This is a genomic window from Salmonella sp. SAL4457 (assembly GCF_046548235.1).
Classification (GTDB): Bacteria; Pseudomonadota; Gammaproteobacteria; order Enterobacterales; family Enterobacteriaceae; genus Salmonella; species Salmonella enterica.
The window spans coordinates 365,555-381,669 of record NZ_JBGDZO010000004.1 but is presented as its reverse complement, the minus strand read 5'-3'; the positions used below and the strand labels follow the sequence as shown (position 1 = coordinate 381,669).

13 protein-coding genes are annotated in these 16,115 nt (G+C 49.6%); 8 read left to right on the top strand and 5 right to left on the bottom strand.

What is annotated here, in order from left to right:
- The first annotated feature begins 10 nt into the window (after window positions 1-10).
- On the top strand, window positions 11-967 hold the full coding sequence (gene yjiA / locus ACLJNW_RS15565; RefSeq protein ID WP_023204866.1) for a GTPase: 957 nt from the start codon (window positions 11-13) through the stop codon (window positions 965-967).
- 115 nt (window positions 968-1,082) lie between these two features.
- On the opposite strand, the gene ACLJNW_RS15560 is transcribed toward yjiA, so the two are convergent.
- Entirely contained in the window at window positions 1,083-2,051 is a 969-nt protein-coding gene (locus tag ACLJNW_RS15560) for a hypothetical protein (RefSeq protein WP_024154839.1), read from the bottom strand.
- A 141-nt stretch (window positions 2,052-2,192) separates the two neighbouring features.
- On the opposite strand from ACLJNW_RS15560, the gene hsdR reads away from it, so the two are divergent.
- From hsdR to symE, 4 genes are all read left to right on the top strand, one after another.
- Window positions 2,193-4,622, top strand: coding sequence for an EcoAI/FtnUII family type I restriction enzme subunit R (gene hsdR / locus ACLJNW_RS15555; RefSeq protein ID WP_023204864.1), 2,430 nt, complete (start codon window positions 2,193-2,195; stop codon window positions 4,620-4,622).
- Window positions 4,623-4,692: 70 nt separating this feature from the next.
- Window positions 4,693-6,162 carry an N-6 DNA methylase gene (locus ACLJNW_RS15550; protein ID WP_021001109.1) on the top strand — a complete coding sequence of 490 codons (1,470 nt, stop codon included), beginning with the start codon at window positions 4,693-4,695 and terminating at the stop codon, window positions 6,160-6,162.
- The gene (locus ACLJNW_RS15545; RefSeq protein WP_021001108.1) at window positions 6,162-7,862 is read left to right on the top strand and encodes a restriction endonuclease subunit S; all 1,701 of its coding nucleotides are present in this window, start codon (window positions 6,162-6,164) and stop codon (window positions 7,860-7,862) included. Before ACLJNW_RS15550 ends, ACLJNW_RS15545 begins: the two co-directional genes overlap by 1 nt.
- Window positions 7,863-8,078: 216 nt before the next feature.
- Window positions 8,079-8,399: an endoribonuclease SymE gene (gene symE, locus ACLJNW_RS15540; protein WP_000210979.1), complete on the top strand. Its 321-nt coding sequence runs from the start codon at window positions 8,079-8,081 to the stop codon at window positions 8,397-8,399.
- 44 nt (window positions 8,400-8,443) lie between these two features.
- Here the strand turns inward: symE and ACLJNW_RS15535 are convergent, their stop codons facing one another.
- Entirely contained in the window at window positions 8,444-10,297 is a 1,854-nt protein-coding gene (locus tag ACLJNW_RS15535) for a DUF262 domain-containing protein (RefSeq protein ID WP_000102839.1), read from the bottom strand.
- A 135-nt stretch (window positions 10,298-10,432) separates the two neighbouring features.
- On the opposite strand from ACLJNW_RS15535, the gene ACLJNW_RS15530 reads away from it, so the two are divergent.
- The gene (locus tag ACLJNW_RS15530) at window positions 10,433-11,353 is read left to right on the top strand and encodes a DUF5655 domain-containing protein (RefSeq protein ID WP_001280247.1); all 921 of its coding nucleotides are present in this window, start codon (window positions 10,433-10,435) and stop codon (window positions 11,351-11,353) included.
- Window positions 11,354-11,429: 76 nt separating this feature from the next.
- On the opposite strand, the gene yjiS is transcribed toward ACLJNW_RS15530, so the two are convergent.
- A complete protein-coding gene (gene yjiS / locus ACLJNW_RS15525) occupies window positions 11,430-11,594 on the bottom strand; it encodes a DUF1127 domain-containing protein YjiS (RefSeq protein ID WP_000397915.1) in 165 nt (54 codons plus the stop codon).
- On the opposite strand from yjiS, the gene ACLJNW_RS15520 reads away from it, so the two are divergent.
- Window positions 11,561-11,704 carry a hypothetical protein gene (locus ACLJNW_RS15520; protein WP_031624526.1) on the top strand — a complete coding sequence of 48 codons (144 nt, stop codon included), beginning with the start codon at window positions 11,561-11,563 and terminating at the stop codon, window positions 11,702-11,704. The two genes, yjiS and ACLJNW_RS15520, sit on opposite strands and share 34 nt — an antisense overlap.
- A 94-nt stretch (window positions 11,705-11,798) precedes the next feature.
- Here ACLJNW_RS15520 and ACLJNW_RS15515 read toward each other — a convergent pair whose 3' ends face one another.
- Both ACLJNW_RS15515 and ACLJNW_RS15510 read right to left on the bottom strand, forming a co-directional pair.
- The gene (locus tag ACLJNW_RS15515; protein WP_023204862.1) at window positions 11,799-13,169 is read right to left on the bottom strand and encodes an NAD-dependent succinate-semialdehyde dehydrogenase; all 1,371 of its coding nucleotides are present in this window, start codon (window positions 13,167-13,169) and stop codon (window positions 11,799-11,801) included.
- Between the two features lie 180 nt (window positions 13,170-13,349).
- Window positions 13,350-14,315 (bottom strand): Rpn family recombination-promoting nuclease/putative transposase, encoded by a 966-nt coding sequence (locus ACLJNW_RS15510; protein WP_024154838.1) that lies wholly within the window; start codon window positions 14,313-14,315, stop codon window positions 13,350-13,352.
- Between the two features lie 478 nt (window positions 14,316-14,793).
- On the opposite strand from ACLJNW_RS15510, the gene mdtM reads away from it, so the two are divergent.
- Window positions 14,794-16,035: a multidrug efflux MFS transporter MdtM gene (mdtM, locus tag ACLJNW_RS15505; RefSeq protein WP_023204860.1), complete on the top strand. Its 1,242-nt coding sequence runs from the start codon at window positions 14,794-14,796 to the stop codon at window positions 16,033-16,035.
- The last annotated feature ends 80 nt before the right edge of the window (window positions 16,036-16,115 follow it).

Below are 16,115 nucleotides of genomic sequence, written 5' to 3'. Positions count from 1 at the left end.
TGGAGAGACTATGATCCCGATTGCAGTTACCCTACTTACCGGTTTTCTTGGTGCCGGCAAAACCACCCTACTACGCCATATCCTCAACGAACAACATGGTTTTAAAATTGCTGTTATCGAAAACGAATTTGGCGAAGTCTCCGTTGACGATCAACTGATTGGCGATCGCGCCACACAGATCAAAACCCTGACTAACGGCTGCATCTGCTGTACCCGCTCCAACGAGCTGGAAGATGCGCTATTAGACCTGCTCGACAGCCGCGACCGCGGCGATATTGCTTTCGACCGTCTGGTGATTGAATGCACCGGCATGGCTGACCCCGGCCCGATTATTCAGACCTTTTTCTCCCATGACGTATTATGCGAACGCTACCTGTTAGACGGCGTGATTGCGCTGGTCGACGCGGTGCACGCTAACGAGCAGATGAACCAGTTCACCATCGCTCAGTCGCAGATAGGCTACGCCGACCGTATCCTGCTGACCAAAACCGACGTGGCAGGCGACAGCGAGAAACTGCGCGAGCGGCTGGCGCGTATCAACGCCCGCGCCCCGGTTTATACCGTGGTACACGGCGATATTGACCTGAGTCAGTTGTTTAATACCAGCGGCTTTATGCTGGAAGAGAACGTGCTGGCAAGCCAACCGCGTTTCCACTTTATTGCCGATAAACAGAACGATGTGTCGTCAATTGTGGTGGAGCTGGATTACCCGGTGGATATCAGCGAGGTTTCGCGGGTGATGGAAAACCTGCTGCTGGAATCAGCGGATAAACTGCTGCGTTACAAAGGGATGCTGTGGATCGACGGCGAACCCAACCGTCTGCTGTTCCAGGGCGTGCAGCGTCTCTACAGCGCCGACTGGGACAGACCGTGGGGCGACGAAACGCCGCACAGCACGCTGGTATTTATCGGGATCCAGTTACCGGAAGACGAGATTAGAACGGCGTTTGCGGGGTTAAGGAAGTAACCCGCATCAAGGCCATCACAGAATGATGGCCTTCAGAGCAGATATGGCACTCTCTATTCACCGTTACCATATTATATCTTCCACCAGCGCACCACTACATAATGATAAATACAAACTACCTTAACCACGAGGGGATATTATACTCCGGCAAAGGCTCCACACTATAAGTATCTCTCCTGTCGCTCCCTTTTTTACAGGTAATCTCATAGAAACCCCACTTATCATTTTTATCCGAATAAAACACAGTATATTTATCAGTATTAAAACCAAAATATTTTTCGTTTTTATTCTTCACTTCCAATTCACCGCACTTTGCTTCATTGCGCCATTCATGGTTGATGGTCTTTTTTAGCACAAAATAAGCGACATCACCAATCAACACAGGAACAAGCAGAAACAAAAACATAGACATAATAAAAGCACCTGTTAATGTAAAGATTCGATACCCTTTTGCTTTATCACCGTAACGCAGAAATAGCCCATAGCAAATAGGTTGTGATAACCACAGGAAAAACATAAGAAATGCGGTGGCTTTCCAACAATATTCTAACCACGGAGAAGAGGATAGCTCCAGATTACTGATTTGCCAGAAAATGCTGGCAGAGTAACTACTAGTAAAAACAAAAACACCTGAAAATGCGGTAACCGCCAAGCCGATTACCTTAAAGGTTTTTGCTGTATTATTTCTGGCAAAATCTAAAATAGTCAAAATGCTACTAATGAGGATAGAGACTGAAAATAAAATAGCTAACCAATACGTTATGGTGTTGACAAACACATTAGCAGACAACAACAAAAGCAAAAAAATTGACCATGCAGTTAGCGATAGAATACCAGCAAACCGAGTCAATAAATGACCATTGTCTGTGCGTACAAAGAAACTGATATATTCTCTAATTCGATTTTCTTGAGTGCAAGAGAATATTAGAATAGATACAAAGAGAAATGCAACCAGGTAACTTTTTAAAGGAAATTTATAGGGGATTAAATAGATTGCGATCACGCCATAGACAATCACCGCAGAATCTAATTTTTTCTGTTTAAAATGTTTAAGAAAGGATCTCCAAATCTTAATAACTTCCATATTAAAACCTTATATGTTGGGTACAGAATTCACGAATTCATCTAAAACAGAGACTTAACACCAATAATGCACACAGAGTGTAATGATTTCATCTGATTTTGTGTGTAGAATTTGCGCATCGCTATTCGATGAGAATCCCCAATGGCTGACCTGAACCTGAGTACCCTGACGGAAGCAGACATCATCACCAAACGCGTTATGCCCGCCATCCTGAAAGCTGGCTGGGATAACACAACGCAAATCAGACAAGAGGTCAAACTCCGGGACGGTAAGGTCATCGTGCGCGGCAAAGTCGCGGCGCGTAGAACGGTGAAATCTGCCGATATCGTGCTGTACCACAAATTAAACATGCCGCTGGCGGTGATCGAAGCTAAAGCCAATAAACATGAAATCGGCAAAGGTATGCAGCAGGCGCTGGGTTATGCGCACCTGCTGGACGTTCCTTTCGTCTTCGCTACCAATGGCGATGGCTTTATCTTCCATGATAAAACGGCAACCGGCGCGATTGAGCGAGAAATTACCCTCGACGAATTCCCAACGCCTGATGAATTGTGGCAAAAATACTGCCAGTGGAAAGGGTACACCGCCGCGCAAATGCCGATCGTCACCCAGGATTATTACAACGACGGCAGCGAAAAGCGGCTGCGCTACTACCAGCTTCAGGCCATCAACAAAACGCTGGAGGCTGTGTCTAACGGGCAAAACAGATTATTACTGGTCATGGCGACAGGAACCGGTAAAACGCTGACGGCGTTTCACATCATCTGGCGTTTATGGCGGTCAGGCGTTAAAAAACGCATCCTGTTCCTGGCAGACCGAAACGTCCTTGTTGACCAGACCCGACTTGATGACTTTCAGCCTTTCGGCTCCGCAATGACCAAAATCACCGGGCGCACTCTCGACCCCGCTTTCGAAATCCATCTTGCGCTCTATCAGGCGTTAACCGGCAATGAAGAGCATCAAAAAGCGTTTAAGCAGGTTTCGCCGGATTTCTTTGATCTGATTATCATCGACGAATGCCACCGAGGCAGCGCCTCTGAAGACAGCGCCTGGCGTGAAATTCTGGATTATTTCAGCTCCGCCACACAGATTGGTATGACCGCCACGCCGAAGGAAACTCACGAGGTCTCCAATAGCGACTACTTTGGCGATCCTATTTACACTTATTCGTTGAAAGAAGGGATCGAGGACGGATTCCTCGCTCCTTACAAAGTGGTTCGTGTCGATATTGATGTTGATTTACAAGGCTGGCGACCCGTGCGCGGCCAGAGCGACCTCAACGGTGAACTGATCGATGACAGAATCTATAACCAGAAAGATTTCGACCGCACGATGGTCATCGACGAGCGGACTGAACTGGTGGCGAAAACCATTACCGATTACCTCAAACGCACCAATCCGATGGATAAAACCATCGTGTTTTGCGAAGACATTCCGCATGCTGAACGTATGCGCCGGGCGCTGATCAACCTCAACCCGGAGATGGTAAAACGTAACGATAAATATGTGATGAAAATCACCGGGGATGACGAAGAAGGGAAAGGCCAGCTGCAGAATTTCAGCGACAAGAAAAAAGAATGGCCGGTGATTGTGACCACCTCAGAACTCATGACTACTGGCGTAAACGTTAAGACCTGCAAACTGATCGTGCTGGACCAAACCATCCGCTCAATGACTAAATTTAAACAGATCATTGGCCGGGGTACCCGCATCGAACAAGACTACGGCAAACTGTGGTTCACCATTCTTGATTTCAAAAAGGCCACTGAACTGTTTGCCGACGAGCGCTTTGACGGTATCCCGGAAAAAGTGATGGAAGCCACGCCAAATGACATTTCGGACCCGGACTCCGGCTTCAACGAAACGCTGGAGGAAGAAACGCCTGACGTCTTTGCCGACGAGGATATCAACGGGGCAGACGAAGATCCGGCCACCTACACCACCAGCACGATGGGCGGCTCCGGCCCGTTACCGGAAGAGGAAGACAACCGGGTCCGTAAATTCCACATTAACGGCGTCACCGTTGGTGTGGTCTCGCAACGCGTCCAGTATTACGACGCCGACGGCAGGCTGGTCACCGAATCCTTCAAAGATTACACCCGCAAAACCGTGCTCAAAGAGTGCGCCTCACTGGATGATTTTGTCCGGAAATGGCAAGATGCTGACCGCAAAGCGGCGGTGATCAAAGAGCTCGAATTACAGGGCATCCTTTGGGATGTTCTGGCGGAAGAGGTGGGCAAAGATCTTGACCCGTTCGACATGCTCTGTCATGTGGTGTATGGTCAGCCGCCGCTCACGCGCAAAGAGCGCGCAGACAATGTTCGCAAGCGTAATTATTTCACCAAATATTCCGATGCCGCGCAGACTGTACTCAGCAATTTGCTGGACAAATATGCCGATGCGGGCGTGGAAGAAATCGAGAATATTCAGGTGCTGAAGCTCAAACCGTTCGACCAGATGGGCACTCTGCAGGAGATCATCACCGACGGCTTTGGTGACAAAGGCACCTATATGCAGGCAGTGAGTGACCTGGAAAGCGAAATTTACCAGCTTCCTCCCCGCTCCGCCTGAACATCCTGATTACGCCACCTGCGGCCCGTCTGCCGCAGGTGGCTTTGTTTTTTTATAAAGGGACGACCCCATGTCAATCAGCTCGGCTATCAAATCATTACAGGACATCATGCGCAAAGATGCAGGCGTCGATGGCGACGCACAGCGTCTGGGTCAGCTCTCCTGGTTATTGTTCCTGAAGATCTTCGACGCCCAGGAACAGGCGCTGGAAATCGAGCAGGAAAAATACAGGCTGCCGATGCCGGAGCGCTACCTGTGGCGCAACTGGGCGGCCGATAACGAAGGGATCACCGGCGATAAACTGCTGGCGTTCGTCAACGACGACCTGTTTCCGACGCTAAAAGATCTGCCCGCGCAGATAGATATCAACCCGCGCGGCTATGTGGTTAAGCAGGCGTTCAGCGATGCCTACAACTACATGAAAAACGGTACCCTGCTGCGTCAGGTGATCAACAAGCTGAACGAGATCGATTTTACCCGCGCCAGCGAACGTCATCTGTTCGGCGATATCTACGAACAGATCCTCCGGGATTTACAGGCCGCAGGCAACGCGGGTGAATTCTACACCCCACGCGCCGTGACCCGTTTTATGGTCGAGCGCGTCGATCCGAAACTCGGCGAATCGATTATGGATCCGGCCTGCGGCACCGGCGGCTTCCTCGCCTGCGCGTTTGATCATGTAAAAAATCATTATGCGCACACGGTCACCGACCACCAGATCCTGCAAAAACAGATCCACGGCGTGGAGAAGAAACAGCTACCGCATCTGCTTTGCACCACCAATATGCTGCTGCACGGCATCGAAGTGCCAGTACAGATCCGCCACGATAACACGCTGAACAAACCGCTCTCCTCCTGGGACGAGCAGATGGATGTGATTATCACCAACCCGCCGTTCGGCGGCACCGAAGAAGACGGCATCGAGAAGAACTTCCCTTCCGATATGCAGACCCGCGAAACGGCGGATCTGTTCCTGCAACTGATCATTGAAGTGCTGGCGAAAAACGGCCGCGCGGCGGTGGTGCTGCCGGACGGTACGCTGTTTGGCGAAGGCGTGAAAACCAAGATCAAAAAGCTGCTCACCGAGGAGTGCAACCTGCACACCATCGTGCGTCTGCCGAACGGCGTGTTTAACCCGTACACCGGGATCAAAACCAACCTGCTGTTCTTTACCAAAGGTCAGCCGACCAAAGACATCTGGTTCTACGAGCATCCGTACCCGGCGGGGGTGAAGAACTACAGCAAAACCAAACCGATGAAGTTTGAGGAGTTCCAGGCCGAGATCGACTGGTGGGGCAACGAGGCTGACGGCTTCGCCAGCCGCGTCGAGAACGAACAGGCGTGGAAGGTCAGCATCGACGAGGTGATTGCCCGCAACTTTAACCTCGATATCAAGAACCCGCACCAGGCGGAAACCGTCAGCCACGATCCGGATGAACTGCTGGCGCAGTACGCCAAGCAGCAGGAAGCAATTCAGACCCTGCGCCACCAGCTGCGCGATATTCTCGGCGCGGCGCTCTCCGGTAAGGGGGCCAACTGATGGCGGTGGAAAAACTGATTGTCGACCATATCGATACCTGGACTACGGCGCTGCAAACCCGCTCCACGGCGGGGCGCGGCAGTTCGGGCAAGATTGACCTGTACGGCATTAAGAAGCTGCGCGAGCTGATCCTGGAGCTGGCGGTGCGCGGCAAGCTGGTGCCGCAGGATCCGAACGATGAACCGGCGTCTGAGCTGCTAAAACGCATTGCGGCGGAAAAGGCCGAGCTGGTGAAGCAGGGGAAAATTAAAAAGCAAAAGCCGCTGCCGGAGATTAGCGAGGAGGAGAAACCGTTTGAGCTACCGGAGGGGTGGGAGTGGGCAAGATTACCACAAATATACATCCCTCAGTCAGAATCATCACATAAAGTTAAGTCATCTGATATTATAGATGAAGGCCGTCACCCTGTTATTGAACAAAATGCTGAATTTATATCTGGTTACTCTAACAACTCAGAGCTATTAATTAATATTAACAATCCCGTTATAATATTTGGCGATCATACCAGAAATATAAAATATATTGATTTTGATTTTATCGTGGGTGCTGATGGTGTGAAAATACTTTCCCCTGTCATTATTAACGAAAAATATTTTTACTGGCAGCTTAAGTCTTTTAAAATTGAATCAAGGGGGTATTCTAGGCATTATAAAATGTTAAATGAGAAATTATTTTCTCTACCACCTTTATGTGAACAAATCCGAATAGTAACTAAGGTCGAAGAGCTAATGTCCCTCTGCGACCAACTGGAGCAGCATTCCCTGACCAGTCTGGACACCCACCAACAGCTGGTTGAAACCCTGCTAACCACGCTAACCGACAGCCAGAACGCCGATCAACTGGCCGAAAACTGGTCGCGTATCAGCGAGCATTTCGACACACTGTTTACCACCGAAGCCAGCATTGACGCCTTAAAACAGACCATTCTGCAACTGGCAGTGATGGGCAAACTGGTACCGCAGGATCCGAACGATGAACCGGCCTCTGAACTGCTCAAACGTATTGCGCAGGAAAAAGCACAGCTGGTGAAAGACGGGAAAATGAAAAAGCAAAAACCGTTGCCACCGATTAGTGATGAGGAAAAACCATTTGAACTGCCAGATGGGTGGGAATGGGTTAAATTGGGAAATATACTCCATGATATAAAATATGGAACTTCTCAAAAATGTGATTATAATATTTCAGGCTATCCTGTTCTAAGAATTCCTAACATTGTAAAAGGTATTATCGATCTTGCCGACATAAAGTATGGTGCATTAACCGATTCTGAATTAAAAGATCTTACACTAAATAAAAATGATCTCTTATTTATAAGATCTAATGGCAGCACTAATATTGTCGGTCAAAGTACATTAGTTCAACACGATCTAAAAGATCATGCTTATGCTGGCTATATAATTAGAGTACGGCTACATAACGAATATATTAATGCCAGATATATAAACATGGTAATGAAATCAAATTTAATACGTGAGCAAATTGAAGGTCCTATTAGAACAACTACAGGTGTCAAAAACATTAATTCAAATGAACTTATGGGACTTCTTGTACCTCTTCCACCAAAAAATGAACAAGGGATAATCATTAAAAAAATTAATGAAATAGATACAACTTTATCTAATTTGAAAGTTAGCATCCAATCCGCCCAACAAACCCAGGTCCACCTGGCCGACGCCCTCACCGACGCAGCCATCAATTAACCCGCCCTTCATAAACCAATAAAGCGGCTAAATAGCCGCTTTATTCCCATCACCAAAAATAATCCATCCTCGCATCCACCCCACTATTTTCATTCATTTTCAGCTGGACTTTCCTTCTATTCCCTGATGATATATACAGGTATTTAACGCAAGACGCCCGTGCTGCAACACGAGCGCCTCGCTAATCACAATCACTATTTTAGGAGAATAGCCATCATGACTACCCCGCATTCTATTGCAGAATTCACCGATCCAGAAGTCTCCCCAACAAATAACCGCCTCGCCACCGTCAGTTATGCGAGCCGCTACCCGGAATACACCCGTATTCCCGCCATCACCCTGAAAGGCCAGTGGCTGGAAGCCGCCGGTTTTACCACCGGCAGTAAAATGGATATTAAGGTGATGGAAGGCTGCATCGTGCTGACCGTGAAACCACCCGAGCCTGAGCTGGTTGAGTCTTTACGGCAAGTAAGCAAGCTGTCAGTACGTAAACAAAAGCAAGTTCAAACGTTTATCCGCGTGATTTCTTCTAAATAGGCAGGAAACCCAGGTGCGATTTAATTCGTACCTGGGTTGCAGTATCAGACATCAATCTCGTCTGTTGCTGTCTCTAATTCAGCAACATCATCCTGACTAATATTTTTCCCCATTGCCGCTTCGATCAATTTCAGCAATTGTTTTTTTCGATCGGCAAAAAATGCCTCGAAACTATCCTGCCGTAACAGCGAAGGCTCAATAAAGTGGCTGCGTAGGATCGCATCCATCTCGGCATCCTCCAGACCGACCTGCGGATGCGTCTGGATCTGCGACAGATACTCAGCCGGAGATCTCCCACCAATCATTCGGTTGGCCTTATAGGAGATTGATGTTTTATTAATGATAGAGTTATACACTGCTGGACTAATATTATTATTCTCGCACCATATCTTTGGGAAAATATGGTGAATATCGAGTGCAATCTCACCATAATCTAACTTTTGGATCGTCGACTTCCAGAAAAAGTCTTGAGCACCATTGCGTAGGATCAACACGCTTAACGCTTTATACGCGGCGCTCAATCGGGAACGTAACGTCAATAAACGCCCTGGCTGGAATGAGGCTTCATAAATCGTCCGGGGCTCTTCACCTTCCCCCTCAATCCAGTTTAGTAACTCTTCCACATCGTTTGCGATACGTGTTTCTACCGCGCCGCCGTACAGTTCCCCCAGGACACCGCACCAGAACCAGCGCGCCAGTTTGTCATAAATTTTGGGCTCCAGCCAATTGCCTTGTAATTTCGATAATACTGCCGCCAGCGGCACAAGCTGCGTACGATAAGGAAGATCCCATGAGTGCATAAAACATTCATGATGGAGAAATTTAGCGGCAAGTAAGAAGCCTTTTTCCACATCGTCGGCCCAGCAATGATAATCTTCAAGAGAAAGGGCTAATACTGAAACTCGTTTAGCACTTACTGCAGTAACTGATTTCCCTGTCTTCCCTTCGGCCAGATCGGCACGCCGTTTTTTTAGCGTATTCAATATGCTGATAGCCTGTAAAAAGTCTGTCGGCTCTACGCCCTGTAGGATAGCTTCTTTATTCAGTACATTTCGGCGGCCAAATTTTTGACGCAAATTACTGCCAAACCAGTCATCCCGAAGATTAAACCCATCAGCCGCAAAACTGGCGGTCACCAGTTCAAATACGGATAGTGGAACACCACCGGTATTAACCTTTTCAAACACCAGGCAAACGGCCTCTTTGCTAGTTGATTTACCCAATTTAATAACAGGCAGCAAATAGTTCCTAAAGGCATTCAGAATTTTTTCACGGAACTGCATATAAGTGAAAAACTTTTCTTGTGAGCACTTATATAAATGACTTTCCCATGCATCAGAGTTGATAATTTGGTTACAAGGGAAAAATAATGCTTCGCACTCTTTTTGCACGGTAGAAAAATCCATTTCAACCGTTTCTCCAAAGGAGTTAACAAAAGTTTTTATATCACGACCAAAATTCATCGTTACTTTTTTAGACTTTTCAACAGAAATAAAAGCTTCATCAAGCCTATTGTCCAGAGCGGCCTCAATATCAATATAATAAAAACGGTCTATCTGCTTTCCTTTCTCGTTAAAAGTCTTAACGGGCGTATCCAGCATCAGGACTTGAGTCAAGGACGTTAAACGTTGCTGGCCATCCAGAATCAACATCTCAGGCTCGGTTTTCTGCAATTCTACATTTTCAACTGGACGCACCTGGAAGCGAACTTCTCCCCCAGTCTCCAGCAGCATAACCGCACCAACGGGAAAAGAACGGGCAATACTGACCAGCAAAGACCGGACATGCTCATCATCCCATACCCACCCTCTCTGGAAATCAGGCAACTGTACCCGTCCATCAGTAATCTGCCCCAGGATATCTTTTAAAGCAATTTTCGTCGTGTCAAACGTACTCATTCTGGCGCTCCTGCCATTTTCTCTTTTCAAATTAATAAATTACCACAAATAACATATCCTCAGACTCAATTTTATGCTTTCTGATTCTACTCTGTGCAGTATCATACCCGGTAATATGAAATTCAGGAGGGATCCATGAGCGATATCCAGCTTTTCCGCCTCGGTGGCGGGAAAGTACAAGAACTGCCGGGCAAAGCTGCAGCCATTGAAAAAGATCTGCAAATGCTGATCGAATCCCATATGGAAACGTTCCTTGGCGTCCGCTTTCTCGAGACCGAATACCGCACGGGTAAAACCCATCGTGGGCGAATTGATTCCCTCGGCCTCGACGAAAATAACTGCCCGGTGATTATTGAATATAAACGCCACAGCAATGAAAACGTCATTAACCAGGGGCTCTTTTATCTCGACTGGCTACTCGATCATAAAGCGGAATTTCAGTTGCTGGTGATGGAAAAAATAAGTAAAACCGCGGCCAAAGCCATTGACTGGTCCGGCACACGGTTAATCTGTATTGCCGCCGATTTTAATAAATACGACGAACATGCCGTTCAGCAAATCAACCGCAATATCAACCTGATTCGCTACAAGCTTTTTGCCGACGACCTGTTAATGCTGGAACTGGTTAACGCCGTGGTCGAAAATAGCCCTCAGTACATCATCGCGAACGGTTCCGTCAGCAGCGGTAAACGCCATACCCGCACGCAGCGCGAACAGCTCTCTTCGGCCTCTCCCGCGCTGCTTTCATTATATGAACAGCTAAAAAGTTATGTGCTGTCACTCAGTGATGAGGTTCAGTTTAAAGAGCTTAAGCTCTATGACGCCTTCCGCCTCATTCGCAACTTTCTGTGCGTAGCCGTTTATCCCGTGACCGACCCACACCTACGCCTGTGGCTGAAAATCAATCCACAGCATATCCAGCTTGAAGAAGGATTTAGCCGGGACGTCACAAACATTGGCCACTGGGGAACCGGCGACGTCGAATTGATTGTGCGTAACGAACATGATCTGGATAAAGCCAAACTGCTGATCGAGAAAGCCTGGCAGGAAAATTAGCGTTCCAGGATACCCGCCTACTGGAGAGGTTAAGATAAGATTATCCAGCCTTTCCAGTTTTACTGGCTCTTATCTGTTATTCCACATCCTTCCTTTCCAACCCAATATCCTTTAACTGCTCGTCACTCATTCGTCGCAGCGCCTGACAGGCCCGCTTACGCAGCCACCACCTTTTTAGCGCCCGTCTGAGCTGCACAAAGCCAATGAATGGTTGTCTGGGGCGGTTCTCGTAAAATTCCATACCAGCCTCCGCATAGAACAGAAAATGCGGGCATCATGAATGTCTGTACAAACAATATCGGGATCAAAAGCACGGTTAGTGCAACGTGGATAAATAAGGAGGGCAATTGAGGGTGTTTTGTTCGCTTATTTCGTTCTGATTTAAGATCCGCGTCCTTCGCTGCAAAAAGCCAGGCCCCTCCCGTTTTCAGAGGGGCAACAGGGATTAGCGGCGCACCACTACCAGCTTCTGGTTCACAAACTCCTTAATCCCCAGATCCGATAGCTCGCGTCCGAAGCCCGAACGCTTAACGCCGCCGAACGGCAGCTCCGCTGCGGTGTCGGTCAGCCAGTTGATATAAACCATCCCGGTTTCAATCCGGGAGGCCATGCGTTTAGCGCGTTCGATATTCTGACTAAACACCGCGCCGCCCAGGCCGTAGTGGGAATCGTTGGCGAGTTTTACCGCCTCGTCATCGTCTTTCACCACATACATCTGCGCCACCGGGCCGAAGAACTCTTCAAAGTACGCCGGGTTGTCACGCGTAATATTGGTCAGAATGGTCGGCTCAAAGAAGTTGCCTTTGCTTTCCAGCGGCTTGCCGCCAACGTGCAGCGTCGCGCCATTTTTCACCGTTTCCTCGACCTGTCTGGTCAATGTATCCAGCGCATCTTTCGACGACAGCGGCCCCAGTTCGGTAGAAGCATCCATCTGATCCCCCACCTTCACCTTCCTGAACGCCTCGGTGAACTGGCTGAGGAATTGATCGGCGATTTTCTCATGCAGGATAAAGCGCTTCGCCGCCGTACATACCTGCCCTGCATTAGTGAGTCGTGCCTGCACGCCAATTTTCACCGCTTTCTCAAGATCGGCATCGTCCAGCACGACGAACACATCGTTCCCGCCCAGTTCCAGCGTCGATTTTTTAATGTGCTTCGCCGCCTGTGCCGCCACGGCGCTCCCCGCTTTTTCAGATCCGGTCAGCGCCGCGCCCTGCACGCGCGGGTCGGCGATGATATTCGCCACCTGATCGGAGGAAATAAACAGGTTGGTCCATGCGCCGTCCGGCGCGCCAGCTTCACGCACCAGATGGGCAAACGTCTCGGCGCAGTGCGGTACGATGCTGGCATGTTTCGCCAGCACCGGGTTACCTGCGGCCAGGTTCGGCGCCAGCACACGCATCAACTGATAGTACGGAAAGTTCCACGGCTCAACGGCCATGATGACGCCAATCGGATGATGTTCTACCCACGCGTCGCCAAACTCGGTTTTATAAGGCACCGGGGCAAGAAACTGCTTCGCGTTATCCGCATAATAGCGAGCGATCTGCGCACACAGTTTGACTTCGCCACGGCTCTGCTCGATGAGCTTGCCCATCTCCTGGCTGGCGATTTTTGCCAGTTCTTCAACACGGCTGTCGATCAAGTCAGCCAGCTTATGCAGTACCGGCAGACGTTGGTCAATCTCTCCCCTGGACCAGTCGGAGTGATAGAGCGCGTCAGCTTTTTGCAGCGCGGCTTCAATATCCGCGTCCGTGTGCGGGGGATACTCTTTAATGAGCTGATTATTGGCAGGATTCACTGTCTGGTAAGCCATATCACATGTCTCCTTGTTATCGTCATTAAGGCAGCCGTAAATGCCGCTCAGAACAATAAGGGTAGTAGAGATGGCTGGCGCTATCGGTAAAGTTCGGTATATTCGTGCGGTTATCAACGATAATTATAGAGAGCGTTGCCCGGCGGGCACCGGGCCTGCAACATTCAGACTAGAACCGCGTTAGTGACTAACATCCTGAAGCTCTTCAGCCGTAAGGCCGGTGAACCGCTGGACAGTCTCGCGGTCAAGTCCGTCCGCCAGCATCTGTCTGGCGATACGCAATGCGGCAACACGCTGACCTTTTTCCAGCCCTTTTTCTAATCCTTCTGCTAATCCTTCCTCCAGACCGACCTGTCTTCCTTGCCGTTCCCCTTTTCTGCGATCCGCTGCGCGGATCCTCTCTATCAGCGTCATCAGTCTCTCCTTAGTGTGCGGGACATGCCCTACCACATCACGAATAAACGTGGTGAAACGAGGCGTATGTCCGTGCTGAATCATAAGATAATTAAACAGCGCTTTAAGCTGCCTGTCATTAGCGCAACCAGTAACTAACAGCGAAGCAATTCGTTCAACCAGTCCCAGCAGGTCGCGCTGGCGGATATGTTTTTGGATGAGCTCCAGCAGCGCAATGCGGCGGTGCTGCATAATGTCATCATCCGATACCACCGTAATGTCGACCAGCGGAAAGGCAGCGGCATAGAGTCTTCTTGCCACTTCCGGGTTCGCAAACTCATCCAGCCAGCACAGCGAAAAAGGATACGGGCTATCAACACCGTGATAAAACAGCATCGGCACCACCAGCGGAAGATGCTTATGCCCCGCATCCAGATGCTGTTGCATTGCCGCCATCGCATACCGTATCAGCCGAAACGCCATATGCGCATCCGGCGTACTCTGATGTTCAATCACGACATAAATATAACCGTCGCCCTCGCGCGTTTTCAGCGACCAAAGCACATCGGAATAATAGGCTCGCAGATTTTTTTCAATAAAACTGCCGGGCTCCAGCTTTAGCGTCCGCAGGTCGCAAAGCTGGCGTAACGACACCGGCAGATGAATCTCCATAAAATCGCGGGCGGTTTCCGGGTGGCGCAAAAAGGTTTTAAACACCGCATCATGCGGTGTTGAGGTCGTCGATTTTTTCATGGCGCTCCGTCATCCCAAACCAGGATGCTGCGACTCTACCTCCTGAAAATTCCTTTCTCATCTGTACCTTTTCAGCATTGCGAGGCGCGACGGAAGATAAATCCTGTTATCTGTAATGCACATACATTTTCGGAACTGAACACGCAAAATACCAGCCTGCGCGCCCTGCCTTTATCTTTATTAACCAGACAAACTCTTTTGATTAACATCAAAATTTAATTACACTTAATGTGTATATTTTCCGTGCAACGTAAATTTCCCGAGGTGTGATGTGCTGATTGTTATCTGTAATCGCCACACGTTCTGACGAGATTCAGAACGCGTCTCTTCCTGTCTGTGTTTTCACCGGCAGCGTTTTTGATTACATGAAATTCAGTACATCCGCAGCCGCTGTTTCCATCGCCTGCCTGACGTCACGATGACGGTATTGAGTTTCGCTATCCCATCATGGGGTTCTCCGACATGGAGCGCATTTTTTATGCAACGGATTATTCAGTTTTTCTCCCAACGCGCCACAACGTTATTTTTCCCGATGGCGCTGATTTTGTACGATTTTGCCGCCTATCTGACGACGGATCTGATTCAGCCAGGCATCATTAACGTCGTGCGCGATTTTAATGCTGACGTCAGTCTTGCGCCGGCCTCGGTCAGTCTCTATCTGGCGGGCGGAATGGCGTTGCAATGGCTTCTGGGGCCGCTATCCGACAGGATTGGCCGCCGGCCAGTGCTGATTGCAGGGGCATTAATTTTTACTCTCGCCTGCGCGGCAACGCTGTTGACGACCTCAATGACGCAGTTTCTGGTTGCCCGTTTTGTGCAGGGCACCAGCATTTGCTTTATCGCAACGGTCGGCTACGTCACGGTACAGGAGGCCTTTGGTCAAACCAAAGCCATTAAGCTGATGGCGATTATTACCTCCATTGTACTGGTCGCCCCGGTTATCGGCCCGCTCTCCGGCGCCGCGCTGATGCACTTCGTTCACTGGAAGGTACTGTTCGGTATTATTGCGGTGATGGGACTGTTGGCGTTGTGCGGCCTGCTGCTGGCGATGCCGGAAACGGTGCAACGCGGCGCGGTGCCGTTCAGCGCGGTGAGCGTACTGCGCGATTTTCGTAATGTGTTTCGCAACCCGATTTTTCTCACCGGGGCGGCGACGCTGTCGTTGAGCTACATCCCGATGATGAGCTGGGTGGCGGTGTCGCCGGTGATCCTGATCGATGCTGGCGGGATGAGTACTTCGCAATTCGCCTGGGCGCAGGTGCCCGTATTCGGCGCGGTGATCGTGGCCAATATGATCGTTGTGCGCCTGGTGAAAGATCCGACCCGACCGCGTTTTATCTGGCGCGCCGTACCAATCCAGTTAAGCGGGCTGGCGACATTACTCCTCGGTAATCTTCTTCTGCCGCACGTCTGGCTTTGGTCTGTGCTGGGCACCAGCCTGTACGCGTTCGGCATTGGCATGATTTTCCCGACGCTGTTTCGCTTCACGCTTTTTTCCAACAACTTGCCAAAAGGGACGGTTTCGGCCTCGCTGAACATGGTGATTCTGACGGTGATGGCGGTGTCGGTCGAAGTTGGCCGCTGGCTGTGGTTTCACGGCGGGAGACTGCCGTTTCACCTGCTGGCAGCGGTGGCCGGGGTGATTGTGGTCTTCACTGTGGCGACACTATTACAGCGCGTGCGCCAGCATGAGGCGGCAGAACTGGCCGCTGAGAAGTAAACACTCTGCCGGATAGAGGCTTATCCGGCACAGGATAATCTGATGTTTTTTGCACGTTCCTGCCGTCTGGCTCTATCCTT